Below are 14,821 nucleotides of genomic sequence, written 5' to 3' on the forward strand. Positions count from 1 at the left end.
TGCCACCGAGCGACCTCTTTATGGATGCGCACCTGATTGAATCCCTGGGCGACGAACTGTTCAACGCCCTCCACACCCGTCAGAGCCTGACGCCGCTGACCCAGCGTTACCCGGCCATCAGCCTTGATGAGGCCTACCGCATTTCCCTGCGTTTTCTGGCCCGGCGCGAAGCCTTGGGCGAGCAGGTGATCGGCAAGAAGATCGGCGTGACCAGCCGCGCCGTGCAAGAAATGCTGGATGTCCATCAACCGGATTTTGGCTTTCTCACCGACCGTATGCAGGTCCCTGACGGCAGCGACATCAGTTTTGCCGCTCACCGTCTGGTGCAACCGCGGGCCGAAGGCGAGATTGCGTTTGTCCTCGGTGAAGACCTGCAAGGCACCGACATCAGCGCCGACGATGTGCTGTCGGCCAGCGAGTGGGTCCTGCCGTGCTTCGAGATTGTCGATTCGCGGATCGAAAACTGGCAAATCCGCATTCAGGACACCGTTGCCGACAACGCCTCGTGTGGCGTGTTCGCCCTCGGCCAGCAGCGCGTCAATCCTCGCGACCTGGACCTGGCCAAGGTGCAATTGGAGATGTTCAAGAACGGCCAGCACGTGGGCAGCGGCCTGGGCTCGGCAGTGCAAGGCCACCCTTGCGCCGCCGTAGCCTGGCTGGCCAACACCCTGGGCAAGCTGGGTATCCCGTTTCGCAAAGGCGAAATCATTCTGTCCGGTGCATTGGCGCCGCTGGTGCCGGTCGCTCCGGGCGACTTCATCAGCCTGTCACTGAGTGGCCTGGGCGAGATGCACCTGAATTTCGTGCCTTGAATCGCCGACCTTCCTTCTTCTGATCGAGAACAATGCCATGAGCAAAAAGATCAAATGCGCCCTCATCGGGCCTGGCAACATCGGCACCGACCTGCTGTACAAGCTCAAGCGCAGCGACGTACTGGAGCCGGTCTGGATGGTGGGTATCGATGCCACGTCCGAGGGCCTGGCCCGCGCTGCGGCGATGGGTCTGAAGACCACCAGCGACGGCGTCGACGGCTTGCTGCCGCATGTGCTGGAAGACGGTATCCAGATCGCTTTCGATGCGACGTCAGCCTATGTGCATGCCGAGAACAGCCGCAAGCTCAACGCCCTCGGCGTATTGATGATCGACCTGACGCCGGCGGCCATCGGCCCCTACTGCGTGCCTCCGGTCAATCTCAAGCACAACCTCGGCCTCGGCGCGATGAACGTCAACATGGTCACCTGTGGCGGGCAGGCGACCATTCCACTGGTCGCCGCCGTGTCCCGCGTGCAACCGGTGGCCTATGCCGAAATCATCGCCACCGCAGCCTCGAAATCCGTGGGCCCGGGCACCCGCAAGAACATCGATGAATTCACCCGTACCACGGCCGCCGCCGTGGAACAGGTCGGCGGTGCGAAAAAAGGCAAGGCGATCATCATCGTCAACCCCGCCGAGCCGCCGCTGATCATGCGCGACACCGTGCATTGCCTGACCGAAACCGAGCCCGACCAGGCCGCCATCAGCGCCTCGATCGCCGCCATGATCCTCGAGGTCCAGCGTTACGTGCCCGGCTACAGACTGGTCAACGGCCCGGTCTTCGATGGCAATCGGGTGTCGATTTTCATGGAAGTCGAAGGCCTGGGTGACTACCTGCCTACCTATGCCGGCAACCTCGACATCATGACTGCCGCCGCCGCGCGCACCGCCGAGATGTTTGCCGAAGAAATGCTCAAGGGCGCGCTGACACTGCGCGCCTCCAGCACCCCACAACCTGCCATCGTCTAAGGAGCGCGCCATGGACCTTCAAGGCAAATCCATCACCGTCCACGACATGTGCCTGCGTGACGGCATGCACCCCAAACGGCACCAAATCACCTTGCAGCAAATGAAAGACATTGCCTGCGGCCTGGACGCCGCTGGCGTGCCCTTGATCGAAGTCACCCATGGCGATGGTCTGGGCGGCAGCTCGGTGAACTATGGTTTTCCGGCGCACAGTGACGAGGAATATTTGTCGGCGGTGATCCCGCTGATGAAAAAGGCCAAGGTGTCGGCGCTGCTGTTGCCGGGTATCGGCACGGTCGATCATTTGCAGATGGCGTACGAACTGGGCGTCAACACCATTCGCGTCGCCACCCACTGCACCGAAGCGGATGTCTCCGAGCAGCACATTGAAGCGGCCCGTACGCTGGGCATGGACACCGTGGGCTTTCTGATGATGGCCCATATGAACAGCCCGCAAGGCCTGGCCAGCCAAGGCAAGCTGATGGAAAGCTACGGCGCCAACTGCATCTATATCACCGATTCGGCGGGCTACCTGCTGCCCCATGATGTCAGCGCACGCGTGGCAGCACTGCGCGCCGCACTGAAGCCCGAGACTGAAATCGGCTTCCATGGCCACCACAACCTGTCGATGGGTGTATCCAACTCGATAGCGGCGATTGCTGCGGGCGCCACCCGCATCGATGCCGCCTGCGCGGGGCTGGGTGCTGGCGCGGGCAATACACCGATGGAAGTGCTGGTTGCTGTGTGCGACCGCATGGGTATCGAAACAGGGGTCAGTGTCTTCGGTATCCAGGACGTTGCCGAGGATCTGGTGGTGCCGATCATGGACTTCCCGATCCGCAGTGATCGTGATGCCCTGACCATGGGCTATGCCGGTGTCTATGGCTCGTTCCTGCTGTTCGCCAAGCGCGCCGAGAAAAAATACGGCGTATCGGCGCGCGAGATTCTGGTCGAGATGGGCCGGCGCGGCATGGTTGGTGGCCAGGAAGACATGATCGAAGACACCGCCATGACGTTGGCCAGGCAACGCAAAGCCAGCGCCTGAACGCACGACAGGGCCCGGGTACACCCTGGGTCTTTGACCGGAATCACGGTTTGACCAGGAGTCATCCATGAGCAGTACGCACCTTCAACCCATTGGCTGGCGCAGCCATGGTCTGCTGTTTCTGCTCGCGATGATGTACGCCGACAGCTTTGTCGGGCGGCAGATCATTGCCGTGATGATCGAACCGATCAAACAGGAATTCGGCGCCAGCGATACGGCCATGGGCCTGGTCTCCGGCCTGGCCTTCGCGGCGGTTTATGTGTTGCTGGGCCTGCCTGCGGGGCGCCTGGCTGATCACTGGCCGCGCACGCGCTTGCTGGCGATATCCTGCGCTTTGTGGGCGCTGGCCACAGTGGCTTGCGGCCTGTCCACCAGCTTCACGATGCTGGTGATCGCGCGCATGGCGGTGGCGGTGTTCGAGTCGCCCAGCACCTCGACCTCCATGTCGATCATCGCCGACATTTACCCGCCTCACCGGCGTTCGTTTGCCATCAGTTGCTACACCGCTGCGCCGACGTTTTCGACGATTATCGGTCTGAGCGTCGGCGCCTGGGTGGTGGACGAGTATGGCTGGCGCAGCGCGTTTTTCGCCGTCGCCGTGCCCGCCCTGGTATTCAGTGCCGTGTTCGCCTTTGTGATGCGCGACCCGCCACGGGGACGTTTTGACCTGAGCCACGCGCACGCCGCACACCCGGTGCAAAGCCTGCTCGGCAGCGCCCGTGAACTGCTGTCCCAACCGGCTTACCGTTGCCTGGTGCTTTCTTGCGGCCTCACCACGTTCAGCGCCTACGCTTATGCCATGTGGAACGCCAGTTTCCTGGTGCGCTCCCATGACCTGCCCTTGCAGTACGCGGGGATCCTGGCGGGCCTGGTGGGCGGTACTTTTGCCGGGCTCGGCGCCTTGTTCAGCGGGTGGCTGACCGACCGACTGGCCGTGAAGAACGCCCATTGGCAGATCGGCATTCCGGTGATCGGCCATGTACTCGGCAGTTGTGCGTTGCTGACCTACCTGCTCTGGCCGCAAGACATTCTCTTGCAGGTGGGCGCGGTGCCCGTGCCCAGTGCCATGCTCTGGTGTGCGCTGGCGAGTTTCTTCTCGGTCTGGTGGGTAGGGCCTTCGTTCTCGCTGTTGACCCAGTTGGTGCCCGCGCATCGCCGAGCGACGGCCGTGGCGCTGCAAACCATTATCTCGACCTTGTGTGGTGTGGGGATTGGTCCACTGGCAACCGGTTTGCTCAGTGATGCCCTGATGCCAATGTTCGGCGACGAATCGTTGCGCTACGCCCTGCTGCTGATCACTTGCACCATCGTCATTCCCATTGTCCTGCTCTGGCGCACGTATCAGCACCTGACAGGACTTTCGAGGCATTCAGCATATGCCTGACCCTTTCAATCACCGGAGTATTTTTATGCCTGCCTCCCCCTACAAAATCGCGGTCATTCCTGGCGACGGAATCGGCAAGGAAGTGATGCCCGAGGGCGTGCGCGTCATCCAGGCAGCGGCCAATGAATTCGATATCGCACTGCAGTGGGACTGGTTCGACTTCGCCAGCGCCGACTACTATCTGGCCCACGGCAAAATGATGCCGGATGACTGGTTCGAGACTCTCAAACAGTACGACGCGATCTACTTCGGCGCGGTAGGTTGGCCGGACGTTGTCCCCGATCACATTTCATTGTGGGATTCGCTGTTGCAGTTTCGTCGCGAGTTCGATCAGTACGTCAACCTGCGTCCCTGCCGCCTGATGCCCGGCGTCAAAGCACCGCTGGCTGATCGCAAGCCGGGCGACATCGATTTCTGGGTGGTACGAGAGAACACCGAAGGCGAGTACTCCAGCGTAGGCGGCAAGATGTTTCCCGGCACCGACCGCGAGATCGTCATGCAGGAGACCGTCATGACCCGCGTGGGCGTCGACCGTATTTTGAAGTTTGCCTACAACCTGGCGCAAAGCCGTCCGAAGAAGCACCTGACCTCTGCCACCAAGTCCAACGGCATCGCGATTACCATGCCCTACTGGGACGAGCGCGTCGCCGAGATGGGCAAGCAGTATCCCGACGTCAACGTCGACAAGTATCACATCGACATTCTCACCGCGAACTTCGTCCTGCACCCGGATTGGTTCGACGTTGTGGTGGCGAGCAACCTGTTCGGCGACGTTCTGTCCGATCTGGGTCCCGCCTGCACCGGCACCATCGGCATAGCGCCGTCTGCCAACATCAACCCGGAACGGCATTTCCCCAGCCTGTTTGAACCCGTGCATGGTTCCGCGCCCGATATCGCTGGAAAAGGCATCGCCAATCCGGTGGGACAGATCTGGTGTGGCGCCATGATGCTCGAACACCTGGGGCACGCTGACGCGGCTGCTGCGGTGGTTGCAGCGATCGAGGCCGTGCTGGCCGAGGGAACGAAAAATGCGCCTTTGACCCGCGATCTGGGGGGCACCGGCAACACAGTTGAATTGGGTAAGGCGATCGAACAACAGCTGATGAAGACGCAAAAAACAGGCACTCGGTAAAGACAAAGGGTTGAGGTGACCGCATGGGCGGTCACCTCAACCGATCAGTCCGGTACCGGCGTCGGCAACGGTTCACCGGCAAAGTGCGCGGCCAGGTTGGCCAGGGTCAACGCCGACATCGCCCGCCGCGTATCCCAGGTGGCACTGGCCATATGCGGCGCGAGCAGCACGTTGTCCAGGTCCAGCAAACCGGCGTGTGGCCTCGGTTCATCTTCGAACACGTCCAGTCCGGCACCCAGCAGACGCCCCTCGGCCAACGCCAGTGCCAGCGCCGCTTCATCGACCACACTGCCGCGCCCGACGTTGATGAGGATGCCTTGACTGCCCAGGGCATCGAGCACACCGGCATCGATCAGATGATGGGTCGAGAGCCCTCCTCCTACGGCGATCAGCAGGAAATCCACCGCCGCAGCCAGTTCGGTCACCGACGCGTAGTACGGATAATCCACCGCCTGCGGACGTCGACCGTGGTAGCTGATGTGCATGTCGAAAGACGCGGCGCGCCGGGCAATTGCCTGGCCTATCCGCCCCAGTCCAACAATGCCCAGTCGCTTGCCGCTGACCTTGCGCGTGAAGGCAAAAGGTCCCTGTTGCCAGCGGCCCTCACGCACAAAGCGATCGGCCTGGGCAATACGACGGGCAGTGCCCAGCATCAAGGTCATGGCGAAATCGGCGACGTCGTCGGTGAGCACATCGGGGGTGTGGGTCACGGTAATGCCACGGGCCCGGGCAGCCTCGACATCGATGCCGTCATAGCCGACACCAAACACGACGATCACTTGCAGATCCGGCAGGCGCTCGATCAAACCGGCCTGCACCCGTGACTCGCCATTGGCGATCAAGACGCGGATACCCTGGACCTTGTCCGCCTCCAATTCGTCGCCGCTTTCACTGCCTTCCAGCACGTCGTAGTCGGCATACAGCCGCTCGCTGAGCATGTCTGGCAGACGCGCGACTTTAAGCACGGTTGGTTTCATCGATGCCCCCCTGGACAGAAACGGTAGTGATTTTGCGGATGCGTTGACCGCCCAGATAAAGGCCCAGCACACCGCCTGCAATCAGCGCGGCCGCCACCATCAGCAAGGCGTAGTCGTAGCTGTGGGTGGCGTCTTTGATCCAACCCATGACCGGCGGCAAGCCGAGGCCGGCAAGGTTGGCGATGGAGTTGATCAAGGCAATCGACACGGCGGCCGCCGGGCCGGACAGGTATTCGGTGGTCGTGGCCCAGAACACGGGCGTCGCCGCCCAGTTCAGACCGACCGCCACCACCAGCAGCACGTACGCCAGCCACTGGTTGCCGGTGAACACCGCCAGGCCCAGCATGACCCCGGCCAGCAACAGCGGCCCACCCAGGTGCCAGCCTCGCTCGCCGGTTCGATCGGAATGACGGCCGTTGATGTACATGAACACGCAGGCCAGGAAAAACGGCATCGCCGACAACAGGCTGACGACGAACGAACCCTGTTTCGAGACCGACTGCACGATCAGCGGCAGGAACAGCGTCACGCCGATGGTCCCGAACGCTTGCAGCAACCAGAACAGGCTCAGCAACCACACCTGACGGCTGCGGAAGGCCACGTGCCAGGCGTCTTTGTGAGAGATAACCGTGGTCGCCTGTTCGGCCTGCAACGTGCGGCTGAGCCAGGCTTTCTGCGCGCTGTCCAGCCAGTGGGTGGTGGTCGGCGAGTCAGGCATGTAGCGCAAGACCACGACACCCAGCACCACTGCCGGAATGCCTTCGAGCAGGAACAGCCAGCGCCAGCCGTTGACTCCCAGCACGCCGTCCAGATGCAACAGGGCGCCGGACATCGGCAGACCAATCACCGACGCCAATGCCGCGCCAATGTAGAACCACGACATGGCCCTGGCGCGGTCGCTGCGGGGAAACCATTGCGACAGGTAGTAGATGATCCCGGGGGTAAAACCGGCTTCGGCGGCGCCCAGCAGCAAGCGCATGACATACAGCTGGTTGGCGCTCTGGATCAGGCTCATGCCGGCAGCAATGATGCCCCAGGTGATCATGATCCGCGCAATCCAGCGACGCGCACCGACCTTGGTCAGGATCAGGCTGCTCGGCACTTCAAACAGGATGTAGGTGAGGAAGAACAGTCCGACGCCGAGGCCGTACATGCGCAGGCTGAGGCCAAGGTCGGCATTCATCGTCAACGCCGCCACCGAAATGTTCGACTTGTCGATGTACGCCACCATGTACAACAGCATCAGGAACGGAATCAGCTTCAGGTTGAGCTTCTTCATGGTGCTGGCATGCAGACGGACGTCCAGTGAAGGACCAGTCATGGGGGAATTCCTCTTATTGTCTTTATTCTCGGTGCCCGACTGGTGTCGGGTCACTGGGTTACGGCTGACCATAAACCAGAGGCGAATTTAGTTCAATATGTGAATTACAAACCCATAATGTGGGATTTCAAGACTTGCAAGAAAATGAGCAGTCCCTTAGCCCAACGAACAAGCCCGGCGCAGTGGCCGGGCTTGTTATTCACTTAAACGATCTTCAGGCGAGCGAAATCCTGTGGTGAGGGGATAGGCGAGCGAAATCCTGTGGCGAGGGGATTTATCCCCGTTCGGCTGCGCAGCAGTCGTAAAACCATCGCACGCGGCATACCTGATACACCTCTGTTGCAGCTTTTGGGGCTGCTGCGCAGCCCAACGGGGATAAATCCCCTCGCCACAAATGTATGCGTACCGCTCAAGTGAACAGGCAGTTTGCCTGGACCAGTCTGCCTGATTGAATCACCTCTGAACCTGCCACCATTGCCCTAACTGACGTCAGTACCCTTCACTGGATAGAGCTCATCAAGCACCTGCATCAGCGCACGCTTGCGAGGGTTTTCCAGGCCGGTCCAGGCCACGCCGATGCCGGCGCCGCTCATGGCCAGTGCCAAGGGGCGCGTCACGACGCCGTCCGGGAGCGCCGATGCGGCACCGCTGGGCAGGATGCCGATGCCGAGGCCGGCCGCCACCAAGGCCAGTTGCGTCGTGAACTCGCCCATTTCCCGGGCGATCGTCAGGGTGATCTTGCGTCGTTGAAAACCGGCCAGCATCTGGTCGTACAGACCGGGGGCGAACTTGCGCGCCAGTACCAGCACCGGGCATTCGGCCAGGTCCTGGGGCTGTATGCGACGCTTGGCGCACAGCGGGTTTTCTTGAGGCAGTGCCACCACCAGGGATTCTTCGAAGAGCATGCGGGTGTGCACGCCGGGCACGTTCAGCGGCAAGCGAACCAGGCCAAAGTCCAGGGCATTGTCCAGCAACGCCCGGGCCTGAGGCAGTGAAGGCATGTCCTTGAGTTCCAGTTCGATGCGCGGATAGCGCTCCTCCAGGGTGCGCACAAGCATCGGCAACAAATGCGACAGCGTCGACGATACAAACGCCAGGCGCAACACCCCGACCTCACCGGCCGCGGCTTGCTGTAGCACCTCGCGGGCGCGCCCGGCCTGGCGCAACGTTGCGAGAGCTTCGGGCAGAAACAGCGCGCCCTCCTCGGTCAACTCGACCCCGTGCCGGTCACGCTCGAACAACTGCGCACCAACATCGTCTTCCAGCGCACGGATCTGCGCACTCAAGGCCGGCTGGACAATGTGCAGTCGCGCCGCCGCACGGCCGAAGTGCAGCTCCTCAGCCAAGACCGAAAACGCCCGTAAATGCTTGAGTTCCATGCTTCCTCCCGTTGCGTACCGCTTCCTGGTGATCACGAGGGGTGATCACGGCATCACCATAAACGATTGGCGTGTCAGCACGATAGCGGTTGAAAGTGGCTCCATTGCCCATTCATTTATTCAGGACAGGGAGACACCCATGATCGACAGCTTTCGTCTGAACGGACATCGAGCGCTGATCACCGGTTCGGTACGCGGCATTGGCCTGGCCCTGGCTCGTGGACTGGCACAGGCTGGCGCCCAAGTGGTGCTCAATGGCCGCGATGCCGAACGCGCCCAAGGTGCTTGCGCGTTGCTGCGCGATGAGGGCCTGGATGTCGATTACTCGGTGTTCGATGTGACCGACCACCAGGCCGTCGCCACCGCCATCGAAGCGCTGGAAAACCGCCTGGGGCCCATCGACATCCTGATCAACAACGCCGGGTTGCAACATCGTCAGGCACTCCAGGACGTCAGTGCCGAAGACTGGCACCGGTTGATGAGCACCAACCTCGATGGCGTGTTCAACGTGTCGAAGGCGGTGGCCCGGCACATGATTACTCGCCGGCGCGGCAAGATCATCAACATCGGCTCGGTGCAAAGCGAGCTGGCCCGCCCTTCCATCTCGCCCTACGCCGCCAGCAAGGGCGCTGTGCGCATGCTCACCCGTGGCATGTGTGCCGACTGGGCCGGCCATGGCCTGCAGATCAACGCCCTGGCCCCCGGCTATTTCCAGACCGAGCTGAACCAGGCACTGGTCGACGACCCGGCCTTCTGTGAATGGCTGGTGAAACGCACCCCCGCCGGGCGCTGGGGCCGTGTCGAAGAACTGTGCGGCGCCGCTGTTTTTCTCGCTTCTTCAGCGTCCGACTTCGTAAACGGCCAGACCCTTTTCGTCGATGGTGGCTTGACCAGCGTCGTCTAACTCTCACGCCAAGGACTCCAGCATGCCTCACTCCCTGCCAACCCTCTGCGGCTCCATCATGGGGTCGCCGTTTTCGCTCTCGGCAAAGATCCACAACGCGGCTTACGCGGCGCTGGGCCTGGACTACACCTTCGTCTGTTTTGGCGTCGAAGACCCGGTGGCCGCCGTGGCCGCGATTCGCGCCCTGGGCGTGCGCGGCATGAACGTTTCAATGCCCTACAAAACGGCGGTGATCGCGCTTCTGGATGCCATCGACGAAGCGGCCCAGGTGATCGGCGCGGTCAACACCATCAATAACGTCGACGGCGTACTCACTGGCTACAACACCGATTATCTGGGCGCCATCCGCGCCCTGGAGGAAGTCACCGAACTCAAGGGCCAGCGTGTTGCCGTGATCGGTGCCGGCGGCGCGGCGCGTGCGGTGGTTTACGGTTGTTTGCAAGCAGCGGCCGAGGTCACGGTGTTCAACCGCAGCATCGAACGGGGTGCTGCTTTGGCCGAGGATTTGGGCGCTCGTTGGGGCGGCAGCGTCGAGGCGTTCACGGCCGGGACGTTCGACATCGTCATCAACGCGACGTCCGTGGGTTTCAAGCAGCCGGACAGCAACCCGCTGGACGGCCGCCTGGCCAGTCACCTGATCGTGATGGATGTGGCGTTCATGCCGGTGCAGACGGCTCTGCTGCTGCAAGCCAAAGCGCTGGGATGTCGCACCGTCGCGGGCACTCGCATGTTGGTGCACCAGGCGTGTCGACAAATCGAGTTGTACACCGCAAAGGCGGCACCCATCGACATCATGGAGCAGGCCATGCTCCAGGAAATACAGCGGTTGAAGTTGTAAGCCATCCAACTACCCGTCAATAACAAGATGCCATAAAGGCACCTGGAGGCACCCCATGACTCACGATCATTCAGCACCCGATATCGCCTTGATCCCCGACGCGCCAGAGCGCAAGAAAGACCTGCACCGCGCCGCCTGGGCCTGCTCTCTGGGCAGTGCCCTGGAGTACTACGACTTTGCGCTGTATACCCTGGCGGCGGCATTGATTTTCGGGCCGCTGTTCTTTCCCGAACAGACCCGGGCCATGAGCCTGATCGCCAGTTTCGGCACCTACTTCCTGGGCTTTGCGATACGGCCATTGGGCGGCGTGCTGTTCGGCATGATCGGTGACCGCGTCGGACGCAAGTTCGTGCTCGCGTCGACGGTGTTGTTGATGGGCATTTCCAGCACGCTCATCGGTGCACTGCCCACCTTCCATCAAGTGGGCTATTGGGCACCGGTGATGCTGGTGATCCTGCGTTTGCTCCAGGGGCTGGGCGCGGGTGCCGAACAGGCTGGCGCCGCCGTGATGATGACCGAGTACGCGCCCGAAGGCCGGCGTGGTTTCTACGCGGCCCTGCCGTTCCTCGGTATCCAGTTGGGCACCATCCTCGCGGCGCTGGTGTATTTCCTGGTGGTGAGCGGCAATGACAATGTGATCGAAAGCGGGCTGTGGCGTGTACCGTTTTTCAGCAGCGTGGTGATCGTTGCACTGGGCCTGTACATGCGTCTGTCGCTCAAGGAATCGCCGACCTTCATCCGCCTCAAGGCGCTCAAGCGCGTCTGCGACAACCCGCTGAAAAGTGCGATGAAACACTCCAGGCCCACCTTGTTGATCGGCATTGGTCTGCGCCTCGGGGAAAACGGCGGTTCGTCGATTTACCAGGCCTTGGCAGTGAGCTACATCGTGGGGGTGGTCGGCCTGCAAGGACCGGTGGGTGTGCTGACGCTGATCTGCGCCGCCAGCCTCGGCGCGCTGACCGTGCCGATTGCCGGCAAGCTCAGCGATCGCTTCGGTCGAGTGGTGGTCTATCGCGCCTTTGCGCTGGTGCAGCTCGCACTGGCGTTCCCGGTGTGGTGGGTACTCAGCCAGGGCAATGTGGTGGCGAGCATCATTGCGATTTCAATCGCACTGGGCATCGGGACCTGGGGCATGTTCGGCACCCAGGCAGCGTTGTTGCCCGAGCTGTTCGGCTCGCGTCACCGCTACATGGGGGTTTCTATTGCCCGTGAAGTGTCGGCGGTGATCGCGGGGGGCATCGCGCCAATGATCGGTGCCGGCCTCATCGCCCTGGTGGTGGCCAGCCACGACGGCGACCCCGCTGCGGGTGTCGGCGCCTGGCTGCCCATTGCCTGCTACCTGGCGCTGCTCACTTTGATCACCTTGTACGCCACGTTCAAGACCCCGGAAACCCTCAACCGCGACCTCGACGAACCCCGTGATGCCTGGGAAATGGCCAACGCGGGAACAGAGATACCGGTGCAGGCCAGTACCAACGCACGCATCGCCTGACGTCGTCGCGTCCAGGACCAGGGTCGGCTCGCTGATATAAAACCGCCCCCTCTCACTCGGGAACTTTGGACCCGGTGAACGGCATCCTGAGTTGGGTAAGGTTCACTCTCAGGTCATGTTGAGACACCGGCAAATTTCTGGATCAGGTGGGTTGGGCCGGACACAATGAGCAGATCACCTGGCAAGATCAGGGTTTTAGGGGTGGCGTGCTGGAAGTCTTGACTGGCGCGTTTCAACCCCACGACCGTCACACCGAATTTCTCACGGATTTGGGCGTCAGCGAGCGTGGTGTTGTGGCTTGGCAAGGGGGAGTGAATCTTGGCAATGGCAAAGCCGTCGTCGAACTCGATGAAATCGATCATCCGTCCGGTAATTAGATGAGCTACACGCTCCCCCATTTCCTTCTCCGGGTAGACCACATGATGAGCGCCGATACGCTGGGCTATCTGTCCATGCTCGGCAGTCCGTGCCTTGACCCAGATATCGGGAATGCCCAGTTCGGTCAGCGCCATGATGGTCAGCAAACTGGCCGCCATGTCGGTGCCTATCCCAACAATGGCGTGAGCAAAGTCGGCAACGCCCAATTGGCGCATGACCATCAGGTTGGTGGAGTCGGCCTGTACCGCATGAGTCAATAAATCGGCCCAGTCATGAACAGGAGCAGCGTCTCGATCGATACCCATCACATCGTGACCCAGTCGCATCAGCGACTGAGCCACGGAACCGCCAAAGCGGCCCAGGCCGATCACGACCACGCTATCCCCCTTGGAATAGGCAAACTGATCGGTAAACAGAAATTTAGCCAACAATGGGTTGCTCCTCTGGATAGCGGTAGGGCATGCGACGTTCACCCATCGCCAGTGACACCGCCAGGGTGATGGTGCCGACTCGTCCGACATACATCAGCAGCGTCAGCACAAGCTGGCTCGACGTGGGGAGTTCGGCGGTGATACCCGTGGACAAGCCGACGGTACCAAACGCTGAGATGACCTCGAAGATCACCTGGTCGGTGGGGATGTTTGTGTCACGCAAGATGAAGAGCGTCGCCAGCACAATCATGACGCTGCCCAGAACAAGTACCGTGATCGCTTGACGTTGGGCCTGGGCCCCGACCCGTCGGCCAAATGCCTCGGTGTCAGTGTGTCCACGAATTTCGGCAATGACCAACAAGGCAAGGATGGCGACAGTCCCCACTTTGACGCCGCCCGCCGTTCCCGCGCTGCCGCCCCCGACGAACATCAGAAAGTAATGCACGGCCCAGCTTTCACGAGTCAAAGCGCCAATATCGATGGCGTTGAATCCAGCGGTGCGTGCAGAAACGGATGCGGATGACGCCGAGAGTATTTTATCCGTTACCGCCATCGGACCGAGGGTGCCCGGGTTGGACCACTCGAACAACAGCAGCGTGGCCCACCCCCCAAGTAGCAGGATTGCCGTGCCAGACAAGGTCAGTTTGGTATGCAGAGACCACCGTTGCGGGTGGTTGAACCTGTTGCGCAAGTCATGCAGCACGGGAAAGCCTATGCCGCCAATAATGATGGCAGCCATGATTGGCGACAGGATCCAGGCATCCGAGGAAAAACGCATCAGGCTGTCGGGATAAAGAGAGAAACCCGCGTTATTGAAAGCCGATACCGCGTGGAACAGACCGCTCCATGCGGCATCGGACCACTGTAGGTCGTAGGCCCAATGTAACCTTGATGCAAGCCATAAAGTCGTAATGAGTTCCAAGGCGAACGTCACCACCAGCACTAGCTTGGCCACACTGGCAATGTCACCCAGTCCCAAGGATCGTGACTCCAACTGCGCGACCATTTTGGAGCGTAAACGAAAGCTGCGATTGACCATCAGGCCGAGCAAGGTTGCCACCGTCATGATGCCGAACCCACCCAACTGGAAAAGTACCAGGATCACTGCCTGGCCAAAGGTAGACCAATACGTACCCGTATCAACAACTACCAACCCTGTTACGCAAACAGCTGACACCGAGGTAAAGAACGCAGTCAGCCAGGGAGTGGCAAGACCCTCGGCCTGGGATACCGGCTGCATCAGAATCACGGTGCCCGCCATTATCGCGGCAAGGAAAACCAAGGCGACGACTCTGGCGGGATGAAGGAGTAATTTCATTTAGCATCAGAACTCAGTCATTTCGAGAAAAAAGGCTGTCAGCAACGGCGCTCGCAAACTCAACCAGATGTCAGTATTTGAGCCGCTTATGGTGAGCCTCAATGGGATTTTGAAGGGCGGGCGATAGTGACAGTCATCTCCGTTCTTTGCTAATCCTTGCCTGTTTTCTTTATGGCTGGAAGTTGCAATATATTTCGTAGTGAAGCATGTAATTGGCCATACAGCCTCCTCACCCGATCCCGCTGACACCGCAAAAACGTTGACCGTGCAGCGCCTGTTCGGACAGATGGATTATCTTCGAACGCCAACGCCGGCATTTTTACAGCGAGGCCGCTGAGGACCAGCAACCGGGCATGAACTGGCTCTATGCATTCAGTCACAGGGACCCGAAGGTAGCTTTCTGGGGGATCTTCCCTAAACTTGCGCGGGTTACCTGATTTCAA

The 14,821-nt window shown here is 60.9% G+C and carries 13 protein-coding genes; 8 read left to right on the forward strand and 5 right to left on the reverse strand.

Translation table 11 applies throughout. The annotated features are described in order from the left end of the window. The first annotated feature begins 20 nt into the window (after positions 1-20). The 5 genes from AC3ZVB_RS04965 to AC3ZVB_RS04985 all read left to right on the forward strand — a co-directional run bounded on the left by AC3ZVB_RS04965 (position 21) and on the right by AC3ZVB_RS04985 (position 5,340). Positions 21-812, forward strand: a complete 792-nt coding sequence (locus AC3ZVB_RS04965) for a fumarylacetoacetate hydrolase family protein (protein ID WP_194690761.1) — start codon at positions 21-23, stop codon at positions 810-812. Between the two features lie 37 nt (positions 813-849). Further along, the gene (locus tag AC3ZVB_RS04970) at positions 850-1,782 is read left to right on the forward strand and encodes an acetaldehyde dehydrogenase (acetylating) (protein WP_194690317.1); all 933 of its coding nucleotides are present in this window, start codon (positions 850-852) and stop codon (positions 1,780-1,782) included. Between the two features lie 10 nt (positions 1,783-1,792). Further along, positions 1,793-2,824, forward strand: a complete 1,032-nt coding sequence (gene dmpG / locus AC3ZVB_RS04975; RefSeq protein ID WP_490145922.1) for a 4-hydroxy-2-oxovalerate aldolase — start codon at positions 1,793-1,795, stop codon at positions 2,822-2,824. Positions 2,825-2,891: 67 nt separating this feature from the next. Further along, positions 2,892-4,208 carry a spinster family MFS transporter gene (locus tag AC3ZVB_RS04980; protein WP_490145923.1) on the forward strand — a complete coding sequence of 439 codons (1,317 nt, stop codon included), beginning with the start codon at positions 2,892-2,894 and terminating at the stop codon, positions 4,206-4,208. Positions 4,209-4,233: 25 nt separating this feature from the next. Then, positions 4,234-5,340: a tartrate dehydrogenase gene (locus tag AC3ZVB_RS04985; protein ID WP_490145924.1), complete on the forward strand. Its 1,107-nt coding sequence runs from the start codon at positions 4,234-4,236 to the stop codon at positions 5,338-5,340. 44 nt (positions 5,341-5,384) lie between these two features. On the opposite strand, the gene AC3ZVB_RS04990 is transcribed toward AC3ZVB_RS04985, so the two are convergent. From AC3ZVB_RS04990 to AC3ZVB_RS05000, 3 genes are all read right to left on the reverse strand, one after another. Further along, entirely contained in the window at positions 5,385-6,317 is a 933-nt protein-coding gene (locus AC3ZVB_RS04990; RefSeq protein ID WP_490145925.1) for a 2-hydroxyacid dehydrogenase, read from the reverse strand. Beyond that, positions 6,298-7,638 (reverse strand): MFS transporter, encoded by a 1,341-nt coding sequence (locus AC3ZVB_RS04995; RefSeq protein ID WP_490145926.1) that lies wholly within the window; start codon positions 7,636-7,638, stop codon positions 6,298-6,300. Before AC3ZVB_RS04995 ends, AC3ZVB_RS04990 begins: the two co-directional genes overlap by 20 nt. 479 nt (positions 7,639-8,117) lie before the next feature. Further along, on the reverse strand, positions 8,118-9,017 hold the full coding sequence (locus tag AC3ZVB_RS05000; protein WP_490145927.1) for a LysR family transcriptional regulator: 900 nt from the start codon (positions 9,015-9,017) through the stop codon (positions 8,118-8,120). Positions 9,018-9,156: 139 nt separating this feature from the next. Here AC3ZVB_RS05000 and AC3ZVB_RS05005 point away from each other — a divergent pair, with 139 nt between their 5' ends. Genes AC3ZVB_RS05005 through AC3ZVB_RS05015 form a run of 3 tightly spaced genes read left to right on the forward strand, consistent with a single transcriptional unit; the run spans position 9,157 to position 12,251 of the window. Next, on the forward strand, positions 9,157-9,921 hold the full coding sequence (locus tag AC3ZVB_RS05005) for an SDR family oxidoreductase (RefSeq protein WP_490145928.1): 765 nt from the start codon (positions 9,157-9,159) through the stop codon (positions 9,919-9,921). A 22-nt stretch (positions 9,922-9,943) separates the two neighbouring features. Then, positions 9,944-10,759, forward strand: a complete 816-nt coding sequence (gene aroE, locus AC3ZVB_RS05010; RefSeq protein WP_490145929.1) for a shikimate dehydrogenase — start codon at positions 9,944-9,946, stop codon at positions 10,757-10,759. Between the two features lie 55 nt (positions 10,760-10,814). Next, the gene (locus AC3ZVB_RS05015) at positions 10,815-12,251 is read left to right on the forward strand and encodes an MFS transporter (RefSeq protein WP_490145930.1); all 1,437 of its coding nucleotides are present in this window, start codon (positions 10,815-10,817) and stop codon (positions 12,249-12,251) included. Between the two features lie 113 nt (positions 12,252-12,364). Here AC3ZVB_RS05015 and AC3ZVB_RS05020 read toward each other — a convergent pair whose 3' ends face one another. Continuing rightward, positions 12,365-13,060, reverse strand: coding sequence for a potassium channel family protein (locus AC3ZVB_RS05020; RefSeq protein ID WP_208525557.1), 696 nt, complete (start codon positions 13,058-13,060; stop codon positions 12,365-12,367). Continuing rightward, on the reverse strand, positions 13,050-14,378 hold the full coding sequence (locus AC3ZVB_RS05025; RefSeq protein ID WP_490145931.1) for a TrkH family potassium uptake protein: 1,329 nt from the start codon (positions 14,376-14,378) through the stop codon (positions 13,050-13,052). The genes AC3ZVB_RS05020 and AC3ZVB_RS05025 overlap by 11 nt, the downstream gene beginning before the upstream one ends. Positions 14,379-14,821 lie beyond the last annotated feature (443 nt).

The organism is Pseudomonas sp. MDV22-iso1 (genome assembly GCF_058145095.1).

What these genes read in the sequence shown, in the direction of transcription:
- AC3ZVB_RS04965 (WP_194690761.1), top strand. Translation starts at nt 21, where the DNA reads ATGGATGCGCACCTGATTGAATCCCTGGGCGACGAACTGTTCAACGCC.
- AC3ZVB_RS04970 (WP_194690317.1), top strand. Translation starts at nt 850, where the DNA reads ATGAGCAAAAAGATCAAATGCGCCCTCATCGGGCCTGGCAACATCGGC.
- dmpG (WP_490145922.1), top strand. Translation starts at nt 1,793, where the DNA reads ATGGACCTTCAAGGCAAATCCATCACCGTCCACGACATGTGCCTGCGT.
- AC3ZVB_RS04980 (WP_490145923.1), top strand. Translation starts at nt 2,892, where the DNA reads ATGAGCAGTACGCACCTTCAACCCATTGGCTGGCGCAGCCATGGTCTG.
- AC3ZVB_RS04985 (WP_490145924.1), top strand. Translation starts at nt 4,234, where the DNA reads ATGCCTGCCTCCCCCTACAAAATCGCGGTCATTCCTGGCGACGGAATC.
- AC3ZVB_RS04990 (WP_490145925.1), bottom strand. Translation starts at nt 6,317, where the DNA reads ATGAAACCAACCGTGCTTAAAGTCGCGCGTCTGCCAGACATGCTCAGC.
- AC3ZVB_RS04995 (WP_490145926.1), bottom strand. Translation starts at nt 7,638, where the DNA reads ATGACTGGTCCTTCACTGGACGTCCGTCTGCATGCCAGCACCATGAAG.
- AC3ZVB_RS05000 (WP_490145927.1), bottom strand. Translation starts at nt 9,017, where the DNA reads ATGGAACTCAAGCATTTACGGGCGTTTTCGGTCTTGGCTGAGGAGCTG.
- AC3ZVB_RS05005 (WP_490145928.1), top strand. Translation starts at nt 9,157, where the DNA reads ATGATCGACAGCTTTCGTCTGAACGGACATCGAGCGCTGATCACCGGT.
- aroE (WP_490145929.1), top strand. Translation starts at nt 9,944, where the DNA reads ATGCCTCACTCCCTGCCAACCCTCTGCGGCTCCATCATGGGGTCGCCG.
- AC3ZVB_RS05015 (WP_490145930.1), top strand. Translation starts at nt 10,815, where the DNA reads ATGACTCACGATCATTCAGCACCCGATATCGCCTTGATCCCCGACGCG.
- AC3ZVB_RS05025 (WP_490145931.1), bottom strand. Translation starts at nt 14,378, where the DNA reads ATGAAATTACTCCTTCATCCCGCCAGAGTCGTCGCCTTGGTTTTCCTT.